Origin of the sequence: Streptomyces cinnabarinus (assembly GCF_027270315.1) — a bacterium.
In the GTDB taxonomy this organism is placed as follows: Bacteria; Actinomycetota; Actinomycetes; order Streptomycetales; family Streptomycetaceae; genus Streptomyces; species Streptomyces cinnabarinus.
Genome location: NZ_CP114413.1, coordinates 7954032 through 7977282 on the forward strand (window position 1 = coordinate 7954032; position 23251 = coordinate 7977282).

Below are 23251 nucleotides of genomic sequence, written 5' to 3' on the forward strand. Positions count from 1 at the left end.
CGGTACCGATGCGGGCAACGACACGACTGGCGGCGGCAGTTCTCGGACTGACCCTGGCGGCGGGATGCAGCACCGGAGGAACCGCCGACAAGGCAGGTGGCGTCGAGCCCGTGACGCTCACGATCGGCACCGCCGAGCAGTCGGACGCCCCCGTCAGCGGGCAGCTCAAGGAGTTCGTCCGCCAGGTGGACCGCCGCTCGCACGGCGCCCTGCGCATCCGGGCGGTCTGGGAGGCGCAGGACCCGCCCGGCGACGACTGGGACCAGCAGGCGCTGCGGCGGGTGGTGCGGGGCCGTCTCGACGCGGGAGTGATCCCGGCCCGCAGCTGGGACACGGAGGGTGTCACCAGCCTGCGGGCCCTCCAGGCGCCCTTCCTCGTGACCTCGGACGCGCTGGTCGAGCGGGTCGTGACGGACCCGCTCGCCGAGGACATGATGTCCGGTCTTGAGCGCCTGGGCGTGGTCGGTCTCGCCCTGCTGCCCGAGGGGCTCCGCCACCCGTTCGCCTACCACCGACCGCTGCGCGGCCCGGACGACTACCGCGGGGCCGCCGTCCGCGTACCGCGCTCCCAGGTCACCCACGACCTGTTCGAGGCCCTGGGCGCGTTCCCGGACGACTATCCGGCAGACGCCTTCGGTGACGCCGTGGACGCCGGAATCCTCGACGCCGCGGAGTCGGCCTTCGCCTGGAGCGGCAACCTGCACACCCCGACGATCGCCACGGGCAACGTGACGTACTTCCCCAAGGTGAACGTCATCGCCGTCAACCGGGCCGTGTGGCAGGGCCTCACGGACGGCCAGCGCTCCACGCTGCGCCAGGCGGCCGCCGCCGCCCGGGACTGGGCGCTCGCCAACGCCCCTTCGGACGATCGGGACGCCAGGACGCACTGCGCCGCCGGCGGCCGGGTCGTGCACGCGAGCCCGGCCCAACTCGCCGCGCTGGAGCGGGCCGTGGCACCCGTCTACGCCTCCCTCGAACGGGACGCGCGGACCAAGGAGTTCATCCGGCGCATCCGCACCCTCAAGAAATCCCTCCCCGCGGCGGACCCGCCGGCGCCGTGCGGAGACCGATGACCGCTCAGCGGGCCGTCGGCATGCAGACCCGCGCGAACACTGCCGGGAACCGGCAATGCGCGGACGGCGACCGGCCGTGCAGCATGGCTCGCACCGACAAGGGGGGCGGGACCATGCGGATGCGGACGCTTGTGATGGCCACCATCGGTCTGCCCACCATCGTGCTGACGGCCGCCGTCGTCATGCTCGTGTGCTTCTGGCTGCTGGTCGCCGTACGGCTCACCGCCGTCGGCACCTTCGACGAGGACGCGGACCTGGGCCCCTGGGGGATGGGCGGCGTCCCCGTGGCGGTCGCCCTGTCCCTGCTGACGTCGGTGGCCTGGTTCCTCAGCGTCGGCGGCACCCTCGCGCTGGCCGCACTCGCGCTGCCGGACCTCGCCGCCGGACTGCTGCGCCTGGCCGTGCCGGTCGGCGCGCTCCTCGTCGCCTGGCGGCTGACCTGCCTGTTCGTACGGCCGCTGCACCGCCTCTTCCCGGACGAACGCGGCCCTTCGCGGCCCGGCGGCCCGCCCGCCCTCCCGGAGTTGACGGAAGGGCGGGCCGGAAGAGTGCTCCGGCCCGCCCCGGATGCTGCTCCCGGTGGTCAGCCCCAGATGCTGCCGTAGTCGTACTGCCTGTGGTAGCGCGGCGTCCACAGGCTCGGATACGGCTCGGTGATGTTGCCGCACGCGCGCAGTTCCAGGGCGTTGCGGCGGCCGGTGTCGTGCAGGCACAGGCCGGACTGGGCCTCGACGATCTCCCAGTGGTCGTTGCCCCGGTCGACCCAGCGGAAGTGCTGGCCCGGTCCCTGGCAGTGGTTGGACACGACCGTCTTGTAGTAGTCGGGGCCGGGCGTGAGGTTGGCGCCGAGGCAGTACCTGCCCAGGGTGCCGATGAAGAACAGCCCCGGTGTGCCGGACTGCGTGAAGTAGAAGCGCTGGTGCAGCTTGCCGTTGCAGTCGTAGCGCTGGATGATCGCGCCCGGGTTGGTGGACCCGCCGCGCACGTCCATGCACTGCCAGGAGTACGAGGCGCGCATCTCGTAGATCGCGGCGTTGCGCAGTGAGGTCGTGTAACGGATGGGCGGGTCGGCGGCGTTGGCGGTGCCGGGCATGAGCACGGCCAGCAACGACACCAGGGCGGCGACGAGGAGTCCTGCGCGAGCGGTTCGGGCCACTATGCGTTCCTTCTCTGTCCGATTTCCGACGTGCACCGTGACACCCGGCGATGATCTGATGACTCGTCGCCACCGGTGCCGCCCCGAACGTAGCGGCGCAGGGGTGCGGGGCTGTACCGCTCGTTCAGGGGGGTTGTGTGCGAGGGAAGGGCGTGCAGGGGGAGGCGCGCGACGGTCTGGGATCGGGGCTCCACCGGGCCCAGGCGTTCATGATCCTTGCGACGGGCCTGTACCGGGCCAGTCATCTGGCCGCCGGGGTGGTCGCGGTGACCCAGCACCAGCAGGAGCGGCCCCTGGCGTGGGCGGTTCTCGGGATGGCGCTGGCGAGCAGTGCCGCGGTGTTCGGCACGGCTCGGGCGCGCGGCTGGTTCGGGACCGTACCGGCGGTGGCCGACGTGGTCGTGGTGGGCGGCGCGCTGCCCCTCGTCGCGGGTGCGGGCGACGCGACGACCGCCGAGGTGGCGTGGGTCATGGTGCTGGGCGGCTCCGCGAGCGCGGTGGCGGCGGTGGCGTTCACCCGGTGGCCGGCGGTGGTGGGCACCGTGGCCGGGCTGTGCCTGGTGCACGCGGTCGGCTACCGGCTCACCGGCGCGGAGGCCGGGGTGGTGGCCGGCAGCCTCAACTCGATCGTCTCCTCCGCCGTACTCGCGGCCGTCTTCTGGTGGTACCTGCGCCGCCAGGGCTCGCTGCTGGACGCGGCGACCTCGCGGGCGCTCACGGCCGAGGCGCGGCGCGCCCGGCTGACCGAGCGGATGGCCCATCACCGGGCGCTGCACGACACCGTGCTGGCCACCCTGACGGCGATCGCGAGCGGCCGGGCGGAACCCGGGGCGGAGCCCGTGCGGGAACGGTGCGCCAGGGAGGCCGCGTATCTGCGGCGGCTCGTCCAGCACCAGTTCAACGGTGATCTCCCGCCGGGTACGGCGGCGGCGCTGGAGGGCGCCGTACGGTCGGCGGAGAGCCTCGGGCTGCGGGTCAGCGCCCAGTATCACGCGGTGCCGGAGATACCGGACCATGCCGCTTGCGCCATCGTCGGCGCGACGACGGAGGCGCTGAACAACGTGCTGCGCCACTCCGGGGCGTCGCACGCGTACGTCACCGTGACGGGGCGGCCGGAGGGGGAGGGCCGCTCGCTCGTGGTGACCGTTGTCGACCGGGGTGTGGGCTTTGCCCCAGAGGCCGTGGAGAAAGGTTTCGGGCTGCGGTGTTCGGTGCAGGGGCGGATGCGGGAAGCGGGCGGAGCAGCGGACGTGGACAGCGCGCCGGGGGAGGGAACGCGGGTGGAGCTGCGGTGGCCGGCGTGATCGACGTGGCCGTCGTCGACGACGACCGGATGCTGCTCGACGGGCTGCGGGCCTGGCTGGGCGACGCGTCGGGCCTGCGCCTCACCGCCACGGCCGGCACGGTCGACGGGCTGCTCGGCGCGGGGGCGCTCTTCGACGTCGTCCTTCTCGACCTGATGCTGCGGGACGCGTCCGCACCGGCCGACAACATCGCGCGGCTGCGGGCGGCGGGCGCGCGGGTGCTGGTCATCAGCACGGTGGCGGACCGAGGGCAGATCGTCGGTGCCGTCGCCGCGGGCGCGGACGGCTATCTGACCAAGGACCACGACCTCCCGACCCTGGTGCGCGCCGTCGAGGAGGTCGCCGGGGGCGGCACGGCGCACTCGCCCGAGCTGGCCTTCGCCTGGGCCCACGACGACGGTTCGGCCCGCCCGCGTCTGTCGCCCAAGGAGACCGAGGTCCTGCTCGCCTACGCCTCCGGCCTCACCCTCAAGGCCACGGCCCGCCGCACCGGCATCAGCCCGCACACGGCCAAGTACTACCTGGACCGCGTCAAGGAGAAGTACCAGCAGATGGGCCGCCCCACCTTCACGAAGATCGACCTCGCCCACCGGGTCCAGGAGGACGGCTGGAACCGGGGGTGACGGGCGGGGGTGCCATGCCGCGCCCGCCGTACTGGACGCTCTCGTCCAACGGGACGTCACCGCTGGTCAGCCCCTCGAACATCAGGCCGGGCCGGTCGTACTCGTCCCCGATGAAGCCGTCCGCCGACACCGAGCTGTACATGACCACCTGTCGCTCTTGCGGGAAGCTGGGCGTCACTGCTCGTCGAGGGACGCCTGGCGGGCGAGGAACTCCTCGAAGGCGGCCTTCTGCTTCGGGTCCATGAAGCCTTGGCGGACGTTGCGGGCCCGCTCGTCGAGCCAGTGGGCCTCTTCGGGGTGCAGCAGCTCGGCGACCACCACGCCGTCGCGGACCACCGCCGTACGCCCGCCCGCGCGACGGCGGAAGAGCGTGAACGCCCCGAATGTCTCCGGGTGGGCCAGTTCGGGTTCCTCCCTCGTGGCCGGGTGCTCATAGGCCGTGGGCGCCCAGTGCTCCCAGAGCGCCAGCGTGGCCGCGGGCACCAGCACCGCGTACTCCGTGTCCCGGTCCCCCTCCCACACGAAGGTGACCGTGACCGGCTCGCCGACCGCTTCGGCCAGGCCGAGCACCCGCTCCACCTCGTCGTTGATCGGGTAACTCACCACGACGTCGATCTGTATCCCCATGGCGCCCGAGGCTACTGGCCGCCTCCGCCGGAACATCTCCGGGACCAGTTTCTGTTATGGCACCCCCGGCCGAAGGTCTCCCCTTGTACCGGCGAAAGAATGCGGGAACCGGAAGGGGATGTGGTCAGACATGGCAGCAAGGGGAGAGCACGAGTACGCCGTGGTCGAGGCGGCTCAGCGGGGTGCCCTGTGGGCGCAGGACGAGCTGGTCGGCGCGTATCTGCCGCTCGTGTACAACATCGTGGGCCGGGCCCTGAACGGGCACGCCGACGTCGACGATGTCGTGCAGGAGACCATGCTGCGCGCACTGCGTGGCCTCGGTTCGCTGCATCACCCGGGCAACTTCCGGTCCTGGCTGGTGGCGATCGCGATGAACCAGATCCGCACGTACCAGTTCCGGCAGCAGGTGGCACCGACGGGTTCGGAGCTCCAGGACGCCTATGACGTGGCCGACCCCGGTGCGGACTTCGTGGACCTGACGATCGTGCGGCTCGGTCTGGAGGGCCAGCGGCGTGAGGTGGCGGAGGCCACCCGCTGGCTGGACGGCGACGACCGGGTACTGCTGTCGCTGTGGTGGCTGGAGGCCGTCGGCGAGCTGAGCCGGGCCGAGGTGTCCGCGGCGCTGGAGGTGTCGCCGCAGCACACGGCCGTACGGGTGCAGCGGATGAAGGCCCAGCTGGAGACCGCCCGCCTGGTGGTGCGGGCGCTGTCCGCGACGCCGTTGTGCGATGGCCTCGACCAGCTGATCGGGAACTGGGACGGCCGTCCGTCGCCGCTGTGGCGCAAGCGCATCGCCCGGCACGCACGGGACTGTGTGGCGTGCTCGGGCCACCAGGCCGACCTGTTCCCGGCCGAGGGGCTGCTGGTGGGCCTGGGCCTGGTGCCCGTGGCCGCCGCGCTGACCGGTATGGCCGGGCTGACCGCCTTCCAGGGCGCCGATACCGCGACCGAGGCGGTGGCCTTCGGTGTGCCGGGGCAGCCGGACCACGGGCATCCCATGGGTGCGGCGGAGCACGACTACGCACTCGGTCACCCGGAGTCCGGCACGGGAGCCGGAACGGGCGACCCCACGGCCGTACTCGCGCCCGTGCGCGCCGCACGTCCTCGTGGGTCTCGGCACGGTCACCGCAAACCGGGGCGAATAACCCAGCGCGGCCGCATCACCGGCGTGGCCGCCGCGGTCGCCGTACTGATCACGGGTGGCACCGTCGCGACCCTGAGCGTGCAGTCGGACGGGGAGGGCGACACGGTCCGGTCCGCCGCCGACACACCGTCCGGGACGCCGACCCTGGACTCCTCCTCCGAGTCGCCCGCCTCCTCGGCGTCCGCGTCCCCGTCGGCCGGTGAGTCCTCCGCCAAGCCCCGCGCCAAGTCCCCGAAGCCCAAGCCGACACCGTCGCGTACGAAGCCGGCGGCGGAGCCGACGACATCCGCGCCCCGCCCGTCCACGACCCCCGCCGCGGCTCCCGCGGACACCTCGGCCGGCGCGCAGGTCCTGGCCCTCGTCAACACCGAGCGGGAGAAGGCCGGTTGCCGGCCCGTGACGCTCGACGCCCGACTCGCCCGTGCCGCCCAACTGCACAGCGAGGACATGTCGGCCAACCAGTACTTCGACCACACCAGCCAGGACGGCCGCACCTTCGCCGACCGGGCCGCCGCCCAGGGGCACCCGTCACCCGGGGCAGAGAACATCGCTCAGGGGCAGAGCACGCCGCAGGCCGTGATGGAGTCGTGGATGAACTCCCAGGGTCACCGGGAGAACATCCTCAACTGCGACCTGACCACCATGGGCGTCGGCGTGGTCGACGACGACTGGACCTGGACCCAGGTGTTCGGCTTCTAGCGGGTCAGGCGGTGACGGCGGCCGGGCGCGCCGGCTCGGATTCCTCGTCGCCCGATGCCGATGCCGATGCCGATGCCGATGCCGACGCCGTGGCCTGCGGAGCGGGCGCGTCCGTGCTGGGTGAGGAAGACCTGCGGCGCATCGCCAGACCGACCATGGCCACGCCGATGACCAGTGCGAACGCCATCCCGGCGAGGGCGAAGCTCAGCGTGTACTGGCTCTCGGCGGGGAGTGCGGGAGCCCCGGCGGGCAGGTTGTCGAGCGTCTTGGAGGCGAGCAGCGAGGTGATGACGGCGCTGCCGATCGCGCTGCCGGTGGAGCGGGAGATCGAGTTGATGCCGTTGGCGATGCCGGTCTGGTGGTGGGGGACGCCCGCCACGATCAGCGCGGGCATCGCGGCGTAGCCGAAGCTGATGGCGATGCCGACGACCATGCCGGCCAGGATCACCGACGCGGTGGTGCCGTGGGCGAAGGTCAGCCAGGCGAAACCGACGACACCGAAGACGCCGCCGACGGCGAGCGTGAGACGCGCGCCGACGCGGCGCACCAGCACGCCTCCGAACTGGGCGGCGACGAGCGAGACGAGGGCGGAGGGCAGCAGGTAGACGACGGAGGCGCGCAGGACGGAGGCGCCGAAGCCGTAACCGGCGATCTCCTCGGGCGTCTGGACGAGGTAGGAGACGCCGATGAACTGGGAGAACATGGCGAACCCGACGAGCAGCCCGGCGAGGTTGGTGAAGAGCACCGGCCGGTGGACGAACATCTTCATGTCGACCAGGGGGTCGCTGACCCGGCGTTCGACGAGGACCCAGACGACGGTCGTGACGACGGCACCGGCGAACAGGGCGAGCGTGCGGGCCGAGGTCCAGCCCCAGGTGTGACCCTGGGAGACGGGCAGCAGGAACAGCACGAGCAGCAGGGCGAGACCGGTGGCGCCGAGCCAGTCGGTGCGCCCGCCGGTCCGGGTGCGGGGCGCGGGGACGGCCACCGCGACCGCGATGAGCGCGGCGACGGCGAGCGCGGCGGCCAGCCAGAAGACCTGGTGGTAGTCGGGGTTCCCGCCCTGGGTGAGCAGTCCGGCGCTCACCAGGGCCAGGCCGCTGCCGAACCCGAGGGTTCCGCTGACCAGAGCCATGGCGCCGGGCAGTCGCGCGGGCTCGATCTCCGCGCGCAGCACGGACAGCGCGAGCGGGAAGATCGCGGTGGCGGCGCCCTGCATCACGCGGGCCACGATGAGCCACAGCATGGAACTCGTGGTCGCGGCGAGCACGGATCCGGCGACCATCACCACCAGTACGGCGAGCAGGGTCGGCTTCGTGCCGTGCTGGTCGCCGAAACGGCCCAGCAGCGGCGTGAAGACCGCTGCCGACAGCAGCGTGGCGGTGGTGACCCAGCTGACCTGGGCCGTCGTGGCGCCGAGGTCGTTCTGGATGATGCCGAGGATCGGGATGACCAGGGTCTGCATCATCGACACGACCATGGCGGCGAGTCCCAGCACCAGGACGAGACTGAGGCTGCCGGTGCGGCGCTCCGGCGCGGTGGCAAGGGAGGACTTCACGGTCTTCTTTCCGGTGGAGGGGTGCCCGAAGGACGAAGGATGGCGGCATCGAAGGTCGAGGTGCCAAACCATTGAGATATTCGATGCTTGAGGACATCAAACAATAAGCTCCTGGCGGATGTCAAAGTTTGAGGTACTCAAGCTTTCGCGCTACCCTCGACGCATGTCCCCCACCCCGTCCAAGGCGCAGCTCATGGAGTTGCTCGCGCATTCGGTCAGCACGCACTACGCCGACTTCACCGCCGCCGCCGCCGACATGAGCCTCACCTCCAGCCAGGCGAAGACCCTCTCGGTGCTGCGTCGCGCGCCCGCCTCGATGCGCTCGCTGGCGGTCACCCTCTCCTGCGACGCGTCGAACATGACCGGGATCATCGACCGGCTCGAAAAGCGCGACCTGGTCCACCGCGAGGTCAGCGCCACCGACCGCCGCGTGAAGAACGTCGCCCTCACCGAGGAGGGCGAGAAGGCGATCGACACCATCCGTGAGCGGATGGAGCGCACGCAGACGGGCCTGGACCAGCTGTCCGACGACGAGCGCGCCGAACTCTTCCGCCTGTTGACGGTCGTCTTCCCGCGCTGAGGCTCACAGGCGAAAGAGCTGAGGCCCACAGGCAAAAGAAGCGAGCCCCGCCTTCCGTGAGAAGGCGGGGCTCGTACGCGTCCACGAAGACTCACGTCGTCGGCGCGCTGATCTCCCGCTTGAGGATCTTGCCGCTGGGGCCGGTCGGCAGAGCGTCCACCAGCCAGACCTCGCGCGGGTACTTGTACGCCGCCACCCGGTCCTTCACGAACTGCCTCAGCTCGTCCGGCGTGGCCTGAGCCTTCGGGCGCAGCACCACCGCGGCCGCGATCTCCTCGCCCAGGTGCGCGTCGGCCACGCCCACCACCGCGGCCAGTGCCACCGCCGGGTGCTCGTGCAGGACCTCCTCGATCTCGCGCGGGTAGACGTTGTAGCCGCCGCGGATGATCATGTCCTTCTTGCGGTCGACGATGTACAGATAGCCGTCCTCGTCCCGCCGCGCGAGGTCACCGCTGCGCAGCCAGCCGTCCGGGATGGTGGCCGCGGTCTCCTCCGGGCGCTTCCAGTACCCCTTCATCACGTTCGGCCCGCGGACGGCCAGTTCGCCGATCTCGCCGGGAGCCACGTCCTGGCCCTTGTCGTCGAGGAGCCGTACCTCCACGTCCTTGATCGGGGTGCCGATGGAGCCGGGCTTGCGCGGCCGGTCGGGGTGGTTGAAGGTGACCACCGGACTGGTCTCGGACATGCCGAAGCCTTCCAGCACCACACAGCCGAAGCGCCGCTCGAAGCCGTGCAGGACCTCCACCGGCAGCGAGGCTCCGCCGGAGACGCACATCCGCAGCGTGGACACATCGGCCTCGGACGGGTGCTGGAGCAGCGCCGCGTACATGGTCGGCACGCCCTCGAAGATCGTCGCCCGGTCGCGGGCGATGGCGTCCAGCACGGTCTGCGGGTCGAAGCGGGGGACCAGGATCAGCGTGGCCCCCGCGCGGACCGTCACGCTCATCGTGCAGATCTGGCCGAAGATGTGGAACAGCGGCAGACAGCCCACGACCACGTCGTCCGCCGTCATCTGCTGCACATGGACCGTGTTGACCTCGGTGTTGTGCCGCAGCCCGGAGTGGGTCAGCGTGGCGCCCTTGGGGCGGCCGGTGGTGCCGGAGGTGTACAGCAGCACGGCCACGTCCTCGCCGTCGGGCTCGCTCACCTCCGCCAGCGGCTCATGACCGGCCAGCAGGCCCGCGAACGCGGCGGGCTCCACGGCCACGTGCCGCACGGAAGCGGCGGTCGCGCCCTGCGCGCCCTCGCCCGGCGCCTGATGCCACTCGAAGAGCAGCCGGGCGCCCGAGTCACGCAGGTGGTACTCGCTCTCCCGGGACTTCAGCAGCGGGTTCATCGGTACGACGACCGCGCCGGCGCGCAGGACGCCGTAGTACAGGACGACGAACTCGGGAACGTTGGGCAGCATCAGCGCGACGCGGTCGCCCGGACGTACGCCCTCGGCCCGCAGCATCGCGGCGGCGCGGGCACTGCGCTCGTCGAGCTCCGCGTAGCTGGTGACCTGGTCGCCCAGGCGCAGTGCGGGCCGGTCCGGCTGCCGTCGCGCCGTCTCCACCAGGAACTGAGCCAAATTGGCCATGACCGCCTCCACGAACGTCACCGTCGAAATCCGCTGTTCACGCTGCCGACATCGTGCAGATGTCCCTGGCGACGACCTATGTGCGGCCCGACAGCGTCTGCTCCCAGGGATTGTTCCCGGGAACAAAACAGCTGGGTTACGCTGCGGAAATGAACCTCTCAGGGGTGTTCTCGGCGCTTCACGCACGGCTGCCGCAACTGGGCGAGCGGATGGCGCAACGCATTCGCTCCGACGTCGACGCCTACAAGGACGAGTCGCTGATCCCCTTCGACTCGCTGCGCCGCTCCTGCACCGCCAACGCCGACCTGCTCCTGAACCAGCTCGGTCACGAGGACGCGCAGGCCCCCGGCCCCGCCCGGGACACCGGCCGCCTGCGCGCCGAGCAGGGCGTGCCGCTGGCGGACACCCTGCACGCGTACCGGATCGGCTTCGAGCTCCTGTGGACGGACATCCTCGCCGAGGCCCGCACGCATCCCGAAGTCACCGACGCCCAGCTGGTGTCCCAGTCCGCGGAGATCTGGGCCCTGTTCGGCCGCTACGCGGAGGCGGTCGCGGCGGCCTACCGGGAGACCACCGCCGAACTGACCTCGCGGCGCCAGGCCCGCCGCTCGGCCCTGGTCGAGGCGCTGTTCACCGGCGTCATCGCCGACCGCACGCTCTGGGAGGCCGCCCGCGAACTGGGACTGCCCGACCGCGGGCCCTACGTGGTGACCGCGGCGGCCGCCGACGCCCCCGGCGAGGAACCGCTGGCGGGCACGGAAGCGGCCCTGCGCCAGGCCCAGATCCCCTTCGCCTGGCGGCTGCTGCCCGACCAGCAGATCGGTCTGGCCGCCCTGCCCACCGCGACCGCGGAGAACACCTGCCTGCGCATCCTGCGCCAGGCGGGCGCCCGCGTCGGCGTCAGCCCGTGCTTCGACTCGCTGCGCGACACCCCCCGGGCGCTGCGCTTCGCCCGACTGGCGCTCGCCGGGCTCCGGGGCACCGGACCCGGTGTCGCTCGGTTCGACGACGACCCGCTGGCCATGGTGGTCGCCGCCGCCCCGGCCGAGGCGGCGCACCTCGTCGAGGTGGTTCTCCGGCCCGTGCTCGACCTCCCGGCCGCCGAGCGCGCCCGGCTCCTGGAGACCCTGGAGCACTGGTACACCGCCGCGGGCTCGGCCGGCGACGCGGCGCGGAGCCTCTTCGTCCACCCCAACACCGTCCGCTACCGGCTGCGCCGCGTCGAGGAGCTGACGGGGCGCTCGCTGTCCGATCCGCGGGCGGTGGCGGACATCGGGGCCGCCCTGCTGGCCGCCCGCCCCTCCTGAAGGGCTCAGACCGTGAACTTGACGGCTTCGAGCCAGCGCGTGTTCTCCAGCGTGCCGCCGAACACGAAGTCGGGGCGCTGGTCGGCGCAGTCCTGGCCGCCCCAGTCGTAGCCGCGGACCTTGGCGGTCTGGCAGATCCGGCCGCTGCCGATGTTGATGGCGAAGCCGGTCATGTACGGGGCGCCCTGCTTCGTGCTGCCGATGTAGTTGTTCCTGCCGTCGGCGGTGATGGCGGTCCACTCCTCCACCCACTTGCCCTGGCCGTCGGTCGACTCGGGGTCGTGGCGGAAGGCGTTGGCGGCCGAGCCTCCGGTGCCCGTCACCGCGATGTTGATGGCCTTGATCGGCTTGTTCTGTCCCGTCGTACCGGCCAGCGTGCCGTCGCACACGGGCTTCTGCCACCCCGATCCGGAGAGATGGACGCGGTAGCAGATGTGCCGACCGGACGGGTCGCTCCTGGCGAGGCGGTTCACTGCCGTGGCGGCAGTGTCCTGCGGGGGCTTCGCGGTCACGGTGGTGCGCGGGGGCTCGGCGGTCACGGTGACGGTGACCTTGCCGCCGGTGTCCTTGTCGGCCGACCCTCCCTTCCGCGTGCTCTTGGGCTTGGGCTTCGGCTTGGTGGCGGAGGCGCCGGGCGACGAGCTCAGGCTGGGGGACACGGACACGGACACGGTCGGCGCCGGGTTTCCGGTCTCGGCCGAAGGGCTCGGGCCCGCCACGTCGTCGGCGCCGGCTGCCCGGGTGTCGTCCCCGCCGCCCGATCCGCCGCCGCCCAGCATCACCAGCGGCACGATGATGAGGGTGGCCACGCCGAGCGCCACCGGCCCGACGACCAGCGGCCGGTGCAGCAGACCGGGCGCCTGGAACTCGTCGTCCGACTGACGCGGGCCGTTCCGGCGGCCGATGCGCGGGCGCGGCGCGGGGGCCGGGGCGGGATCCGGAGTGGGATCCCGGTGGGGGGCCGAGGCGGGGTTCGGCTCGGGGCGAGGCGTGAGCGGAGGGCCTGCGGGCCGGGGCGGTTCCTCCGCGGTGGCGTCGAACTCGTCGGCGTCGTCGGTGTCTTCGGCAGCCGTGAACCCGTCGGTGTCATCATCCGCTTCAGGCTGCTCCCGGCGCTCCTCCAGCAGCCTGCTCGAACCGTCCGGTGCCACCTCGACGTAGGCCACATAGCCCACCGACGGATCGGCGATGTCCGCCGTTACGGCGGCGTTGCGGTCGCGTGCGTGCCCGTGCAGGGTGTCGAGGATCGCGGCGTCGAGGGTCATTCCCTCCGCCACCGGCACGGGTTCGCCCTCGATGACGGCGGAGCCGTCACCGGAGATGACCACCTCGAAATGCGCGCCCGTCTCTTCGCCCCGGTCCATGCCCGTTCCCTCCCGATGTTCTCCGGCCCTACGGCCTGTGCCGGGCCCGCCTCGGCGGGCCCTCGTACCGCAACGGACGGCACGGCGGATCCGGTTCAACTCACCGGGGCGCCACCAACGGGTGTGAGGGATACGGCATATGGCGTTCCAGCAACGGAAACTTTCTGAACTCACCGGTCAGTAGAGTCCGGGCATGAATGTCTACGAGGGTTCCGTGCGCTTCGCCGTGCTGGGGCCGGTCCGGGCATGGCGTGGCGAACGGGAACTGGACCTGGGCTCGCCGCAACAGCGGGCGGTACTGGTGGCGTTGCTGCTGCGCCGGGGCCGCCCGGTCACGCTCGACGAGCTTCTCGACACCGTGTGGGGCGAGGACCTGCCCGCGGCCGCCGTGTCCGTCGTACGCACGTATGTGTCGCGGCTGCGCAAGGTGCTGGAACCCGGGCGGGACGGGCCCGAGTCCGACCGCGTGGTCGTCTCGGTCGGGGACGGATACCTGGCCCGGATCCCCGAAGGCGCCCTGGATCTGGCCGTGTTCGAGCGCCGCGTCACGGAGGCGAAGAAGTTACGGGCCGCCGGGCTGGTGTCCGACGCCGCGCAGTTGCTGCACACCGCGCTCGACGGCTGGCAGGGAGCGGCACTCGCCGGTGTCCCCGGCCCGCTGGCCGAGTCCGAGCGGAACCGGCTGGCCGAGGAGCGGATGACGGTACTGGAGGCCCGGCTGGACGCCGACATCGACCTCGGACGGCACGGCGAGGTGATCGCCGAACTGATCTCCCTGACCGGCACCCACCCCCTGCGGGAGCGGCTGTGCCGACTGCTCATGCTGGCGCTGTACCGGTCCGGCCGACAGGCCGAGGCGCTGGAGGCCTACCACAGGACACGCACCACCCTGGCGGCCGAGCTGGGCATCGACCCGGGCGCCCCCTTGAAGGACCTGCACGAGCGCATCCTCAGCGCCGACACCTCCCTCGACCTGGCCCCGCCCGCGCGGCCGGACCCGCCCGCGGAGCCAGAACTCCCGGTCCACGAAAGCCCCGTCCCCACGCACCCGGCCCGCCCGGCGCAACTGCCCGCCGATCTGCCCGCGTTCGTCGGCCGAAAGGCCGAACTCGACCGTGTCCGAGCCCTGTTGCCCGACCATTCCGGCCCGCCGGCCGCGGTCGTGATCAGTGCGATCGGCGGCATGGGCGGCATCGGCAAGACCACCCTGGCCGTGCACTGGGCGCACGAGATCGCCGACCGCTTCCCCGACGGACAGCTCTACATCAACCTGCGCGGCTTCGATCCGACCGGTTCGGTCGTGGCGCCGGAGACAGCCATCCGGATCTTCCTCGACTCGCTCGGCGTCCCGCCGGTGCGCGTCCCCGCCGCGCTGGACGCCCAGGCGGCGCTGTACCGCAGCGTGCTCGCCGAGCGCCGGGTGCTGGTCCTCCTCGACAACGCCCGCGACGCCGGCCAGGTCCGTCCACTGCTGCCCGGTTCCCCCGGCTGCCTGGTCATCGTCACCAGCCGCAACCAGCTCACCGGCCTGGTCGTCGGTGAGGGGGCGCATCCGCTGACCCTGGACGAGCTGACCCACGCCGACGCGCACGACCTCCTCGTACGCCGCCTCGGCAGCGGACGGCCGGCGGCCGAGCCGCAGGCGGCGGACGAGATCATCCGGCAGTGCGCCCGGCTGCCGCTGGCGCTCGCGATCGTCGCCGCCCACGCCACCGCGCACGCCGCCTTCCCGCTCAGCGCCATCGCCGAGGAGCTGGCCGACAGCCACGGCAGCCTCGACGCCTTCGCCGGGGGCGACGACATCACCACCAACCTCCGGGCCGTCTTCTCCTGGTCGTACAAGGCACTGTCCGCCCCGGCCGCGCGCCTGTTCCGGCTGCTGGGCCTGCACTTCGGACCCGACATCTCCGCGCCCGCCGCGGCGGCCCTCGCGGGACTCACCCCGCGGGAGACGGGTGGCCTGCTCGTCGAACTCACCCGCGCCCATCTGCTCACCGAGCACTTCCCCGGCCGTTACGCCCAGCACGACCTGCTGCGCGTCTACGCCGCCGAACGCGTCCACGCCGAGGAGACACCGCAGGAGCGGGAGCGGGCCGTCGAGCGGCTGCTCGCCTGGTATCTGCACACCGCGGACGCCGCCTACCCGCACCTCACCCCGCACCGCCGCCGGATACCCCTCGAACCGCTGCCGGACCACTGCCGGCCACTGGAGTTCACGTCCTACGACGCCGCCCTGAACTGGTGCGAGACCGAACTGACCAACCTGGTCTGCGCGGTGCGCCGGGCCGCAGAGGGCGGACAGCAGCCGGGCATCGCCTGGCGACTGCCGGCAGTACTGTGGGGCTTCTTCTACCTCCGCAGCCATCTGCACGCGTGGCTGGACACCTCCAGGACGGGTCTGTCCGCCGCCCGCTCCGCCGCGGACCGCCAGGGCGAGGCGCGGGCCCTCGCCGACACGGCGGCCGCGCTGCGCTGCTTCGGCCGGTACGACGAGGCCATCGACCACTATCACCAGGCCATGGCCGCCGCCCGGGACATCGGGGACATCGAGGCCAGAGTGTCGGCCGTGGCAAACCTGGGCGACGCCTACCTCCAGGCCGGCCGACTCGACAAGGCCGTCGAGTACGTCCGCCGAGGGCTGGTCATGGACCGGGCCCTCGACAGCGCCTGGGGACAGAGCATCGCCCTGACCAATCTCGGCGACGCCTACCAGCGGCTCGGCCGTCACGACGAGGCCCTCGACTGCCTGGAGGAGGCGCTGACCGTCCTGCGCGCGAGCGACAACGACTGGGTCACCGGCGTCGCACTCGACATCCTCGGCACGGTCCACCACCGGCTGGACCGCCTCGACGCCGCCGCCGACCACTACGACCAGGCCCTTCGGACGCATCGGAAGGTCGGCAACCGGTGGGGGGAGGGTCACACCCTGAGCAATCTCGGTGACGTGCAGCTGGACGCGGGCCGCCCGGAGGCAGCGCGCGCCAGTTGGCGGCGGGCACTGGAGATTCTCTCGGAGTTCGAGCACCCGGACGCCGAGAAGGTCCGCGAGAAACTCGGCCGGCCGGCGGACGCCCCACACGGCCACCGGGCCGGGTCCGTGTCGCGGTAGGCACGCCCGAAGTGCCGTAGGACCGCGCATGCGGTGCAGGGTGCGCATAGGAACGGGCCTCTCTGGGGCACGGGTCGCGGTGGGTCAGCGGGTTCGGGGCTGCGCGTTGGGTACGGGGGAGGCGGGCCGGGAGGTTGTGCCGCCGTTCTCGGTGCCGCGGGCCGGCCGCCTCGCTGTGGCGACTTGTTCCCGGAGGAGTACCTGCCCCTCGTGGCCGAGCAGCGGGGGCGCGAGGGGCGGCCGGTCCGGTGAGGGTGCCGGGCGCTCCCAGCGCTCCCGCAGCGCCGCGAACTGCCGGGCGTCGTCGGCCATGATCCGGTCCCGGGCGGCGTTCATGGCCGCCTCGGCCGCGGGCTGGGGTCTGTCCCGCAGGGACTCCCGGTAGTGCGCCGCGACGGCGTACTTCGCGACCGTCGGAATGCTCTGCGGGGACCGCTCGAAGGCCGCCCGCAAGGTGTCGTCGCTCCTGACCAGACGCAGCATCGCGTCCTCGAACGCCCTGCGCGAGTCCGGCGGCAACCGGTCGATCCGGCTCTCCAGGCGTGCCCTCTCCTGGTGCGCTGCCGTCTCGGAGGCGGACGGCTGCCGGGGGCCGAGAGGCGCCGGGTACGGCGTGGTCGCGGCGTACGGCACGGTCGGGGCGTACGACGTGTTCGGGGCGTACGACGTGTCCGCGCCGTCCGCCGTCGGCGCCGCCGTCGACTGCTGACGGCCGGTGAAGCGTTCCCACAACCGGCGCAGTTCGCCGACCAGTTCCGCCCAGTGGCGCTCAGCCTGCGCGGGGTGCTCCGCGTTGACGCGCTGCCCGTCCCGCAGGGCCAGATCGGCCCTGGCCACGTCCCGCGCCAGCGCGACTTCGGGGCTCTCCTTGGTCAACCGGTTCCTGGTCCGGGAAGCCGAGTCGTCATCCGCCACGATGCCCCTCTCCCGCGAGTCGACAGCGCTGACAAGAGCGACAACGGGCGGACGTGGGCGAGCGGTTCAACACCTCCGGAGCGTCAGCCCGGATAAGGGTCCATCCCCGGCGCCTCCTTGGCCCGGTGAGTGCCGGGCTTGCAGCCCACGAAAGGGCCCGACGGGTCACGCAGCGCGGCCATCACATGGGCGAGATGGTCGCGGTGCCAGGTCGCGGGCCCGGTGGCGCCGGAACCGGAGCCGGTCAGCTCCTGCCAGGCCATCCACAGCCCGTACAGCTGCGCCACGGCCTCCGGATGCTTCCACCAGCTGGAGCACCAGGGGGCGGTGGAGCCGACCTCCCTGCCGTACACCGGCAGCAGCAGGTGGCGTACCCACAGGGTCAGCCGGTGCAGCCCGTCGTCGTACTCGGATCCCTCCAGATACAGGATGAAGGCGGGCCCGTCGTCCTGCTGCGGCCCGGTCTGCCCGGTCTGCCCGGTCTGCCCGGTCCGTTCGGTCTGCTCCGGCGCGAGGGTCATGTAGGTACTCCGGGTTCCGTGTCGAGGTCGTCGTCGCCGCTACTACGGCCCCGGCGTGCCCGCTGGTTCACCGGCGAGGAACCGGCGATGAACCAGCGGGCCCGCGCGGGCCGTTGTGCGGGCGAGCCGGTGGCGCCCGGCCGCCCGGCGGAAGGGAACGCGCGCATGCCTGAACGGAACCCGGTCACCGAACCGGAGAAGGTGCAGTTCATCTGGTTCGGCGAGGAGATGAGCGACAACGCCAGGGCGGGACTGCGGGCACTGAGCCAGCGGTTCCCGAACTCGGCGAAGGAACTGGTGGTGATGCCCCGGCGCCTTCCCGGCGAGACCGGCCGCCGGCACGTGGAGCAGCTCCTCGACGGCTATCGGAGCGAGGCGGAGCCGTACGGCGTCGACGTACTGCACATCCGTGATCACACGGACCGGCTGGCCGCCGCCGTCGCGCCGAAGTACGGCAAGCAGACGCTCGACGACATCTTCAGCATGGAGATGAGCAACCGGGGTTACATCGCCGCCAAGGACCTGGCCACCTTCGCCCTGCGGGGCACCGAGACCGGGCTGAGCCTCGACCTGTCCCACCACCGCATGACGGACGTCGAGTGGGACGCGGTAAAGGCGGACCCCCGGTTCAGCCAGGACGCGGTGGCGCCGTTCGACTTCTCCACCGCCGAGCTGAAGGTCGTCGACCTGTCGCACGGCCAGGACGCCAATATGCGGCACGTGCTGAACGCGAGCTTCATGGCGATGACGCCGCACCATGGCGCGGCGGAGATCGACCCTCAGATGATGCCCCACCTCGATGTCTTCGCCATGTACACGCGGGAAGGTACGCGGGGGCAGGAGGTGGCGCAGGCGGCCGCGAACCAGTACATCGGCTATCTCGGCCAGATGTCCCAGGACGAAGTGCGCAAGGGCAACGTCACCTTCCGCCCGAACGACGACAGCCAGAGATTCCGTCCCGACCGCGTCAACCTCGCGGACGACAACCTGCTGGGCGCCAAGTACAACACGCAGGACCCGAGCCGCGCGGACATCATCGGCCGGATGGCCGTCAGCGCGCTCGCCGACGGCGTCCATCTCGTCTACGGCACGCCCACGACGCCGCCCGGAGGGAGCGCGCAGGACATGCCGATGCTCCAGGTGGACCCGGCAGCCTGGCAGGACGTCACCATGCGGGCGTACCAGGTCGGCCACGTGCGGGTGCTGCCGCAGCTGAGCCTGGGCAAGGACAACCAGAACAGCTGGCGGACGACGCCCGCGGCCGACCCGGGCCAGGTGACGGGGCTCGCGGCGGACCGCAACGTGACCCTCGTCCAGGTCAGCAACTACGGGGTCCGCGAGGCCGCCGAGCTGCGCGGGGGAGGGCTGAGCAAGCCCGCTCACCTGCCTTACGAGGTGCACTACTCCACGTCGGCGGACAATTCGCCGCGCCGCACCCCGAGTCCGACCGGGAGCTTGAACATGAACATGGATGAACTCCGCCAGCAGGTGGCCGGGTTGAGCATGCCCCGGAATCCGTCCCCGGAGCGGCCGGGCCTCACCGACTCCGCCGCGAGCCCTCCGGCGAAGCCCCAGATGACGCGGTCGGCGACCGGACCGTCGAAGTAGCGGGTCCGGCCGTCGCCCCGCCTCGCGTCAGCCGGAGGCGGGGCGACGGCCCGACTGCCGCGACGTCACCTCTTCTTCTTCTGCCCGGACGACCCCGCCCCTGCCATGTACTTCAACCAGGCGGGCGGCTCCTTGTGCTTCTTGCTCCCGCCCCCGGGGTCGCGCTCGCGCTCGTCCCCGCGCGAGGAGGGACCGGGCCGGCTGCGTGTCGGCTCGGCGGGCGGATCACTGGGGATCCGCTCGACCCGCGTCAGTTCGGGCCCCGAGTACTCCGAGGACGCCGTGCTCGGGGTCCGCTCGGCGTCGCTCCCACCCGGGTTGAACGAGCGGGTGCCGCTGACCGGAGGGGCAGGGTAGCCGCCGGCCGCCGCCTGGTCCGCCAGAGCCTGCCGGACCGTGCTCACCGCGATCTGCGACGGGACGTAGCCGCCCGGGGACGTCAGGGGAGCCGTCCCCGGCAGGTCCGAGGCCATCTGGGAGAGGTCGTACCGGGACTGCTCGGCGGACTCGGAGCGCTCCGGCGAGTTGGAGTCGCTGCCCCTTCGCTCCTGCTCCGCCTGCAACAGGTCCAGCTTGTAGTCCAGCGTCGCGAGCGCCAGCCGATCCGCACCCGACCGCGACCGGGCGCTCTCGGGCGTGGCCTGCCCGTCCTGCCCTGCCAGGGCTTCGCCGGAGGCCGTCCTGGAGAGCTGGTTGGTCACCACCCTGGACAGCTGTTCCGGGCTGGCCGTGATCCGGGGCGGCCCCGAGTCGGGGTCCGACAGGACGACAACGGTGTTGGGCTGGTCGAAGACCTGGTGGAAGTTGTCCAGCGTGTACTCGCCCGAGGAGCCGCTCGAAGCGCTGTCCGAGGAGCTGCCGGCCTCGGCCCGCTGCCGGTCGTGCCACCGGCCCTGAGTGGTCCAGAACTCCGTGCCCCCGGCGCGTGGGAGCTCGTCGAAGGACTGCTGCGAGTGCACGTCGAAACCCGCCACGGTCCGGAGCGTCCAGCTGCGCGAGTCGCTGCGGTCACCGACGATGTTCATCACGTTGACCCGCAGGCTGGGTATCTCCCCGGCCTCGATCCGCTCCCGCAGGTGCGGCCACTCCAGCCGGGTCAGCACACTGTTGTCGACGATCCCGTCCAGCACCACGGCCTTGACCGGTCCGTCCAGGCCGTCCACGTAGTGGGTGGAGAAGTTCTCCCAGAGCTTGCCCATCGTGGGCGAGTCCGACCACTTCTCGAACCCGAAGTTCTTCCCGTCGAACAGCTTGCCCGGGACCGACGTCTCCAGGATCAGTCCCCCCTCCTCGGCCGCCCTCTTCGCCGCGGGCCCCGGTTCGGTCTTGGACCACAGATAGCCGTGCGTGCGGGCCTGGTCGGCCATGGCCGCCCGCGCCTGGTCGAACCCCCGGTCGTTGCGATGGTCGTGCCACCAGCCGGCCGGGACATGAAAGGCGTTCCTGGCGTCGAACTGCCCTATCAGGTTGTCGACCTGCTCCTGGCCCACCCAGTTCTCGTTGGGCGTGTGTCCGCCGGCGATCCATTGGCCCTCGACCTGAAGCCGGTCGGCGTAGGCGTTGAACGCGGCCATGAAGTCACGGTCCTTGTGCAGGTTGTAGCGGCGCAGCCGCCGGTTGACCGAGTCTCTGTCGCGGTCGAACTGCTCCTGGTTGAAGCCCGCCATCGTGAGGCCTCCCCTTCGACGGTGTCGTGAGACCCAACGGCCCGCGATCCAAGGGCGGTTCAACGAGGGATCAGCGTGAACCCCGCACCACGCAAGGGGCGTTGTGCTGCCGAGAGCCGCCGCGCGCCGAGGAGAGGGCACCCATGAGGTTCATCCTGTACCAGGAAGGTCCGGAGTACGGGCGGACGCTGCGCAAGCTGACCCTGTGGGTCCACCATGTGCTGCTGCCGGTCTACGGCCGGGAGGTCACCTCCACGGCCCCGTGGTGTTCTCGCTGGTGGGAGCATCCGGAGGCGGTGGCCCAGTTGCACGCTCTGTGGCTCGCCTGGGAGGAGCTGACCGACTCCGACTCCCCGGGCAGTGGCCCCGCCTCCTGGCACCGGGACTGTCTGGGCCCGGCCATGCTGAGCCTGCGGGACCCGGCCGGCCCGTTCGCCGGCTGCAAGCCCGGCGCCCACCGCGCGAAGGAGACCCCTCCCGTCGACGCCATGGACCCGTTCGGACCGCGGCCGGAGGATCCGGAGGACTGAACCACCCTTCGCACGACGCCCGTTGTGCCTGTCGAACCGGCGCCGGCAGCCGACCGGGCCGATGCCCCGCAGTGGACAGGTACCGGAGGTCAGCACATGTCCGAACCCCAGCAGTCCGTTCCGCTCCGTCAATCCGTTCCGCTCCCTCCGCGCGGGCTGCTGGCCCGGCGCCGGCCGGTGACCGACCCGGACGGCGCGACCGTACGGCAGGACCCGCCGCCGCAGTCCGGCCGGGCAGCGCGGCCTCCGCAGGTGCCGCTGCCCGCCGGACTGCTCCCGCTGCCGCCGGGATTCGAGCTGTCGCCCGAGGCGGGTCAGGCGTCCGGCCGCACCACCCCCAGGATCTCCATCGACGCCACCGGCGACACGTACACCCACCGCCCGGGGCGCGGGGCCTGGATGACCTCGCCGTCGCCGATGTAGATCGCCACGTGACTGGCGTCGGCGTAGTAGATGACCAGGTCGCCGGGGCGCATGTTCTCGACCGGGATCCGGGTGAGCCGGCGCCACTGTTCCTCGGAGGTGCGGGGGATGGTGACGCCCGCGTGCAGCCATGCCTGGGAGGTGAGGCCGGAGCAGTCGAAGGAGTCGGGGCCCTCGGCACCCCAGACATAGGGCTTGCCGAGCTGTCGGGTGGCGTAGGCGATGGCCTTGCGGCCGGCCGGGGTCGCCTCGGTGCCGACCTGGTCGAGGATGCCCGTGCGCTCCCACTCGGCCTGCGCCCGGTCGGCCTCCCTCTCCTCGAGTGCGGCCAGTCTCCTGCGCTCCTCCGCCTTCAGGCGTGACTCCACCTTCCGGGCGGCGGCGATGTTCTTCTCGATCGTCCTGCGCTCGGCGGCCATGGAGCGACGGTTCGACCGCAGGCCGTCCAGCTCCTCCGAAGCGTCGTCCTTGCGGGCGCTCAGATCCTCGCGGGTCTCGGCCAGAGCGGTCAGGACGCCCTCCGTGGACTGCTGGGCCCGGCGCGCCAAGGAGGCGTTGTCCAGGGCGGTTTCGGGATCGCCGGCCAGGACGAACTGCACCTCGGCGGGCACGCCGCCGGACCGGTACTGGGCACGGGCCGCGGCCCCGGCCAGCGAGGTGAGACGGCCCAGTCTCCGCTCGGCCGCCCTGACTCGGGAGGCGAGTGTGCGAACGCGTTTCTCCTGCTGGGTCACCTTCTCGTCGACGGCGTTGTACTTCTCCGTGGCCCGCTCGGCGTCCCGGTACAGGCGCCGGAGTTCGGCCCGCACCTCGGGGAGGGTCGAGGGCGCACCGGGCTCTGCGCGGACGGGCTGCTGGAACGTCGCCGTCAGGACACAGGCCAGGGTGAGGGTCACCGCCGTCCGTCTTGTCTGGCTCATCCGGCTGAAGCTCCCTTCGTCATGGGTCGTTCGCACAACGCGCCCGCCCCGTCCGGCGGTTCAAGGCGGCTGAACCGGGCCCGGCCCGAGGCTCGTTGTGCTGCCGAAGGGTGCGCGGACGGGACGCGGAAGGGGCTTGTATGGACGCGGAGTTGCTACTGCTGGCGCTGTGCACGGGGTGCGGCCTCGGCTTTCTGCTGCTGGCCCTGCGGGCCTCGCTGGCGGCGGTGCGCCTGTGGCTGCGCGGACTGCGCGTGACGGGCGTGGTGGCGGCCCGCGCGGCGGCCGACCGGCGGCACGGGGGCCTGGTGGTGTTCTCCGACCACCTCGGGCGGCACCTGGTGCTCGATCCGGGGCGGTACGGGCCGCTGTGCGGACTGCCGCCGGTCGGCGGACACATCACCGTCGTCTACGCGCGGGCCCGGCCGACGGCGGCCCGGCTGTGGACGCTGCGGCATCTGCTGGCGCCGTCGTTCGGCTGGTTCCTGTCCTCGACACTGAGCTTCGGCACCGGCGTCGTGGTGGCGTCATGAAGCCGGACAGG

At 72.1% G+C, this 23251-nt stretch carries 20 protein-coding genes; 11 read left to right on the forward strand and 9 right to left on the reverse strand.

Annotated elements, in window-relative coordinates; translation table 11 throughout:
• Window positions 1-8: 8 nt before the first annotated feature.
• Both STRCI_RS35880 and STRCI_RS35885 read left to right on the forward strand, forming a co-directional pair.
• Window positions 9-1073 (forward strand): TRAP transporter substrate-binding protein, encoded by a 1065-nt coding sequence (locus STRCI_RS35880; RefSeq protein ID WP_269663151.1) that lies wholly within the window; start codon window positions 9-11, stop codon window positions 1071-1073.
• 119 nt (window positions 1074-1192) lie between these two features.
• Window positions 1193-1678, forward strand: coding sequence for a hypothetical protein (locus STRCI_RS35885; RefSeq protein WP_269663152.1), 486 nt, complete (start codon window positions 1193-1195; stop codon window positions 1676-1678).
• On the opposite strand, the gene STRCI_RS35890 is transcribed toward STRCI_RS35885, so the two are convergent.
• A complete protein-coding gene (locus STRCI_RS35890) occupies window positions 1657-2229 on the reverse strand; it encodes an RICIN domain-containing protein (protein ID WP_269663153.1) in 573 nt (190 codons plus the stop codon). The genes STRCI_RS35885 and STRCI_RS35890 overlap by 22 nt on opposite strands.
• Window positions 2230-2366: 137 nt before the next feature.
• Between STRCI_RS35890 and STRCI_RS35895 the strand changes: the two genes are divergently transcribed.
• Both STRCI_RS35895 and STRCI_RS35900 read left to right on the forward strand, forming a co-directional pair.
• Window positions 2367-3533 carry a sensor histidine kinase gene (locus tag STRCI_RS35895; RefSeq protein ID WP_269663154.1) on the forward strand — a complete coding sequence of 389 codons (1167 nt, stop codon included), beginning with the start codon at window positions 2367-2369 and terminating at the stop codon, window positions 3531-3533.
• Window positions 3521-4156 (forward strand): response regulator, encoded by a 636-nt coding sequence (locus STRCI_RS35900; RefSeq protein ID WP_269663155.1) that lies wholly within the window; start codon window positions 3521-3523, stop codon window positions 4154-4156. Before STRCI_RS35895 ends, STRCI_RS35900 begins: the two co-directional genes overlap by 13 nt.
• 174 nt (window positions 4157-4330) lie before the next feature.
• Here STRCI_RS35900 and STRCI_RS35905 read toward each other — a convergent pair whose 3' ends face one another.
• On the reverse strand, window positions 4331-4783 hold the full coding sequence (locus STRCI_RS35905) for a hypothetical protein (RefSeq protein WP_269663156.1): 453 nt from the start codon (window positions 4781-4783) through the stop codon (window positions 4331-4333).
• Window positions 4784-4913: 130 nt separating this feature from the next.
• Here STRCI_RS35905 and STRCI_RS35910 point away from each other — a divergent pair, with 130 nt between their 5' ends.
• Window positions 4914-6626: a sigma-70 family RNA polymerase sigma factor gene (locus STRCI_RS35910; protein WP_269663157.1), complete on the forward strand. Its 1713-nt coding sequence runs from the start codon at window positions 4914-4916 to the stop codon at window positions 6624-6626.
• A gap of 4 nt (window positions 6627-6630) precedes the next feature.
• On the opposite strand, the gene STRCI_RS35915 is transcribed toward STRCI_RS35910, so the two are convergent.
• Entirely contained in the window at window positions 6631-8256 is a 1626-nt protein-coding gene (locus STRCI_RS35915; protein ID WP_418953404.1) for an MFS transporter, read from the reverse strand.
• A 91-nt stretch (window positions 8257-8347) separates the two neighbouring features.
• Here STRCI_RS35915 and STRCI_RS35920 point away from each other — a divergent pair, with 91 nt between their 5' ends.
• The gene (locus STRCI_RS35920) at window positions 8348-8764 is read left to right on the forward strand and encodes a MarR family winged helix-turn-helix transcriptional regulator (RefSeq protein ID WP_269663159.1); all 417 of its coding nucleotides are present in this window, start codon (window positions 8348-8350) and stop codon (window positions 8762-8764) included.
• 91 nt (window positions 8765-8855) lie between these two features.
• Here STRCI_RS35920 and STRCI_RS35925 read toward each other — a convergent pair whose 3' ends face one another.
• Entirely contained in the window at window positions 8856-10343 is a 1488-nt protein-coding gene (locus STRCI_RS35925) for a long-chain-fatty-acid--CoA ligase (RefSeq protein ID WP_269663160.1), read from the reverse strand.
• A gap of 164 nt (window positions 10344-10507) precedes the next feature.
• Between STRCI_RS35925 and STRCI_RS35930 the strand changes: the two genes are divergently transcribed.
• Window positions 10508-11650 (forward strand): PucR family transcriptional regulator, encoded by a 1143-nt coding sequence (locus tag STRCI_RS35930; RefSeq protein WP_269664733.1) that lies wholly within the window; start codon window positions 10508-10510, stop codon window positions 11648-11650.
• A 5-nt stretch (window positions 11651-11655) separates the two neighbouring features.
• Here the strand turns inward: STRCI_RS35930 and STRCI_RS35935 are convergent, their stop codons facing one another.
• A complete protein-coding gene (locus tag STRCI_RS35935; protein ID WP_269663161.1) occupies window positions 11656-13014 on the reverse strand; it encodes a hydrogenase expression protein HypA in 1359 nt (452 codons plus the stop codon).
• A 193-nt stretch (window positions 13015-13207) separates the two neighbouring features.
• Here STRCI_RS35935 and STRCI_RS35940 point away from each other — a divergent pair, with 193 nt between their 5' ends.
• On the forward strand, window positions 13208-16123 hold the full coding sequence (locus STRCI_RS35940; protein ID WP_269663162.1) for an AfsR/SARP family transcriptional regulator: 2916 nt from the start codon (window positions 13208-13210) through the stop codon (window positions 16121-16123).
• A gap of 84 nt (window positions 16124-16207) precedes the next feature.
• On the opposite strand, the gene STRCI_RS35945 is transcribed toward STRCI_RS35940, so the two are convergent.
• On the reverse strand, window positions 16208-17038 hold the full coding sequence (locus STRCI_RS35945; RefSeq protein WP_269663163.1) for a hypothetical protein: 831 nt from the start codon (window positions 17036-17038) through the stop codon (window positions 16208-16210).
• A gap of 83 nt (window positions 17039-17121) precedes the next feature.
• Window positions 17122-17559 carry a DUF4913 domain-containing protein gene (locus tag STRCI_RS35950; protein ID WP_269663164.1) on the reverse strand — a complete coding sequence of 146 codons (438 nt, stop codon included), beginning with the start codon at window positions 17557-17559 and terminating at the stop codon, window positions 17122-17124.
• Window positions 17560-17724: 165 nt separating this feature from the next.
• On the opposite strand from STRCI_RS35950, the gene STRCI_RS35955 reads away from it, so the two are divergent.
• A complete protein-coding gene (locus tag STRCI_RS35955; protein ID WP_269663165.1) occupies window positions 17725-19167 on the forward strand; it encodes a hypothetical protein in 1443 nt (480 codons plus the stop codon).
• Window positions 19168-19232: 65 nt separating this feature from the next.
• On the opposite strand, the gene STRCI_RS35960 is transcribed toward STRCI_RS35955, so the two are convergent.
• On the reverse strand, window positions 19233-20834 hold the full coding sequence (locus STRCI_RS35960; RefSeq protein WP_269663166.1) for a hypothetical protein: 1602 nt from the start codon (window positions 20832-20834) through the stop codon (window positions 19233-19235).
• Window positions 20835-20977: 143 nt separating this feature from the next.
• Between STRCI_RS35960 and STRCI_RS35965 the strand changes: the two genes are divergently transcribed.
• The gene (locus STRCI_RS35965; protein ID WP_269663167.1) at window positions 20978-21364 is read left to right on the forward strand and encodes a DUF4913 domain-containing protein; all 387 of its coding nucleotides are present in this window, start codon (window positions 20978-20980) and stop codon (window positions 21362-21364) included.
• A gap of 314 nt (window positions 21365-21678) precedes the next feature.
• On the opposite strand, the gene STRCI_RS35970 is transcribed toward STRCI_RS35965, so the two are convergent.
• A complete protein-coding gene (locus STRCI_RS35970; RefSeq protein ID WP_269663168.1) occupies window positions 21679-22707 on the reverse strand; it encodes a C40 family peptidase in 1029 nt (342 codons plus the stop codon).
• Window positions 22708-22847: 140 nt separating this feature from the next.
• Here STRCI_RS35970 and STRCI_RS35975 point away from each other — a divergent pair, with 140 nt between their 5' ends.
• Window positions 22848-23240, forward strand: a complete 393-nt coding sequence (locus STRCI_RS35975) for a hypothetical protein (protein ID WP_269663169.1) — start codon at window positions 22848-22850, stop codon at window positions 23238-23240.
• The last annotated feature ends 11 nt before the right edge of the window (window positions 23241-23251 follow it).

What these genes read in the sequence shown, in the direction of transcription:
- STRCI_RS35880 (WP_269663151.1), top strand. Translation starts at nt 9, where the DNA reads ATGCGGGCAACGACACGACTGGCGGCGGCAGTTCTCGGACTGACCCTG.
- STRCI_RS35885 (WP_269663152.1), top strand. Translation starts at nt 1,193, where the DNA reads ATGCGGACGCTTGTGATGGCCACCATCGGTCTGCCCACCATCGTGCTG.
- STRCI_RS35905 (WP_269663156.1), bottom strand. Translation starts at nt 4,783, where the DNA reads ATGGGGATACAGATCGACGTCGTGGTGAGTTACCCGATCAACGACGAG.
- STRCI_RS35910 (WP_269663157.1), top strand. Translation starts at nt 4,914, where the DNA reads ATGGCAGCAAGGGGAGAGCACGAGTACGCCGTGGTCGAGGCGGCTCAG.
- STRCI_RS35915 (WP_418953404.1), bottom strand. Translation starts at nt 8,256, where the DNA reads ATGGTTTGGCACCTCGACCTTCGATGCCGCCATCCTTCGTCCTTCGGG.
- STRCI_RS35920 (WP_269663159.1), top strand. Translation starts at nt 8,348, where the DNA reads ATGTCCCCCACCCCGTCCAAGGCGCAGCTCATGGAGTTGCTCGCGCAT.
- STRCI_RS35925 (WP_269663160.1), bottom strand. Translation starts at nt 10,343, where the DNA reads ATGGCCAATTTGGCTCAGTTCCTGGTGGAGACGGCGCGACGGCAGCCG.
- STRCI_RS35935 (WP_269663161.1), bottom strand. Translation starts at nt 13,014, where the DNA reads ATGGACCGGGGCGAAGAGACGGGCGCGCATTTCGAGGTGGTCATCTCC.
- STRCI_RS35940 (WP_269663162.1), top strand. Translation starts at nt 13,208, where the DNA reads ATGAATGTCTACGAGGGTTCCGTGCGCTTCGCCGTGCTGGGGCCGGTC.
- STRCI_RS35950 (WP_269663164.1), bottom strand. Translation starts at nt 17,559, where the DNA reads ATGACCCTCGCGCCGGAGCAGACCGAACGGACCGGGCAGACCGGGCAG.
- STRCI_RS35955 (WP_269663165.1), top strand. Translation starts at nt 17,725, where the DNA reads ATGCCTGAACGGAACCCGGTCACCGAACCGGAGAAGGTGCAGTTCATC.
- STRCI_RS35960 (WP_269663166.1), bottom strand. Translation starts at nt 20,834, where the DNA reads ATGGCGGGCTTCAACCAGGAGCAGTTCGACCGCGACAGAGACTCGGTC.
- STRCI_RS35965 (WP_269663167.1), top strand. Translation starts at nt 20,978, where the DNA reads ATGAGGTTCATCCTGTACCAGGAAGGTCCGGAGTACGGGCGGACGCTG.
- STRCI_RS35970 (WP_269663168.1), bottom strand. Translation starts at nt 22,707, where the DNA reads ATGAGCCAGACAAGACGGACGGCGGTGACCCTCACCCTGGCCTGTGTC.
- STRCI_RS35975 (WP_269663169.1), top strand. Translation starts at nt 22,848, where the DNA reads ATGGACGCGGAGTTGCTACTGCTGGCGCTGTGCACGGGGTGCGGCCTC.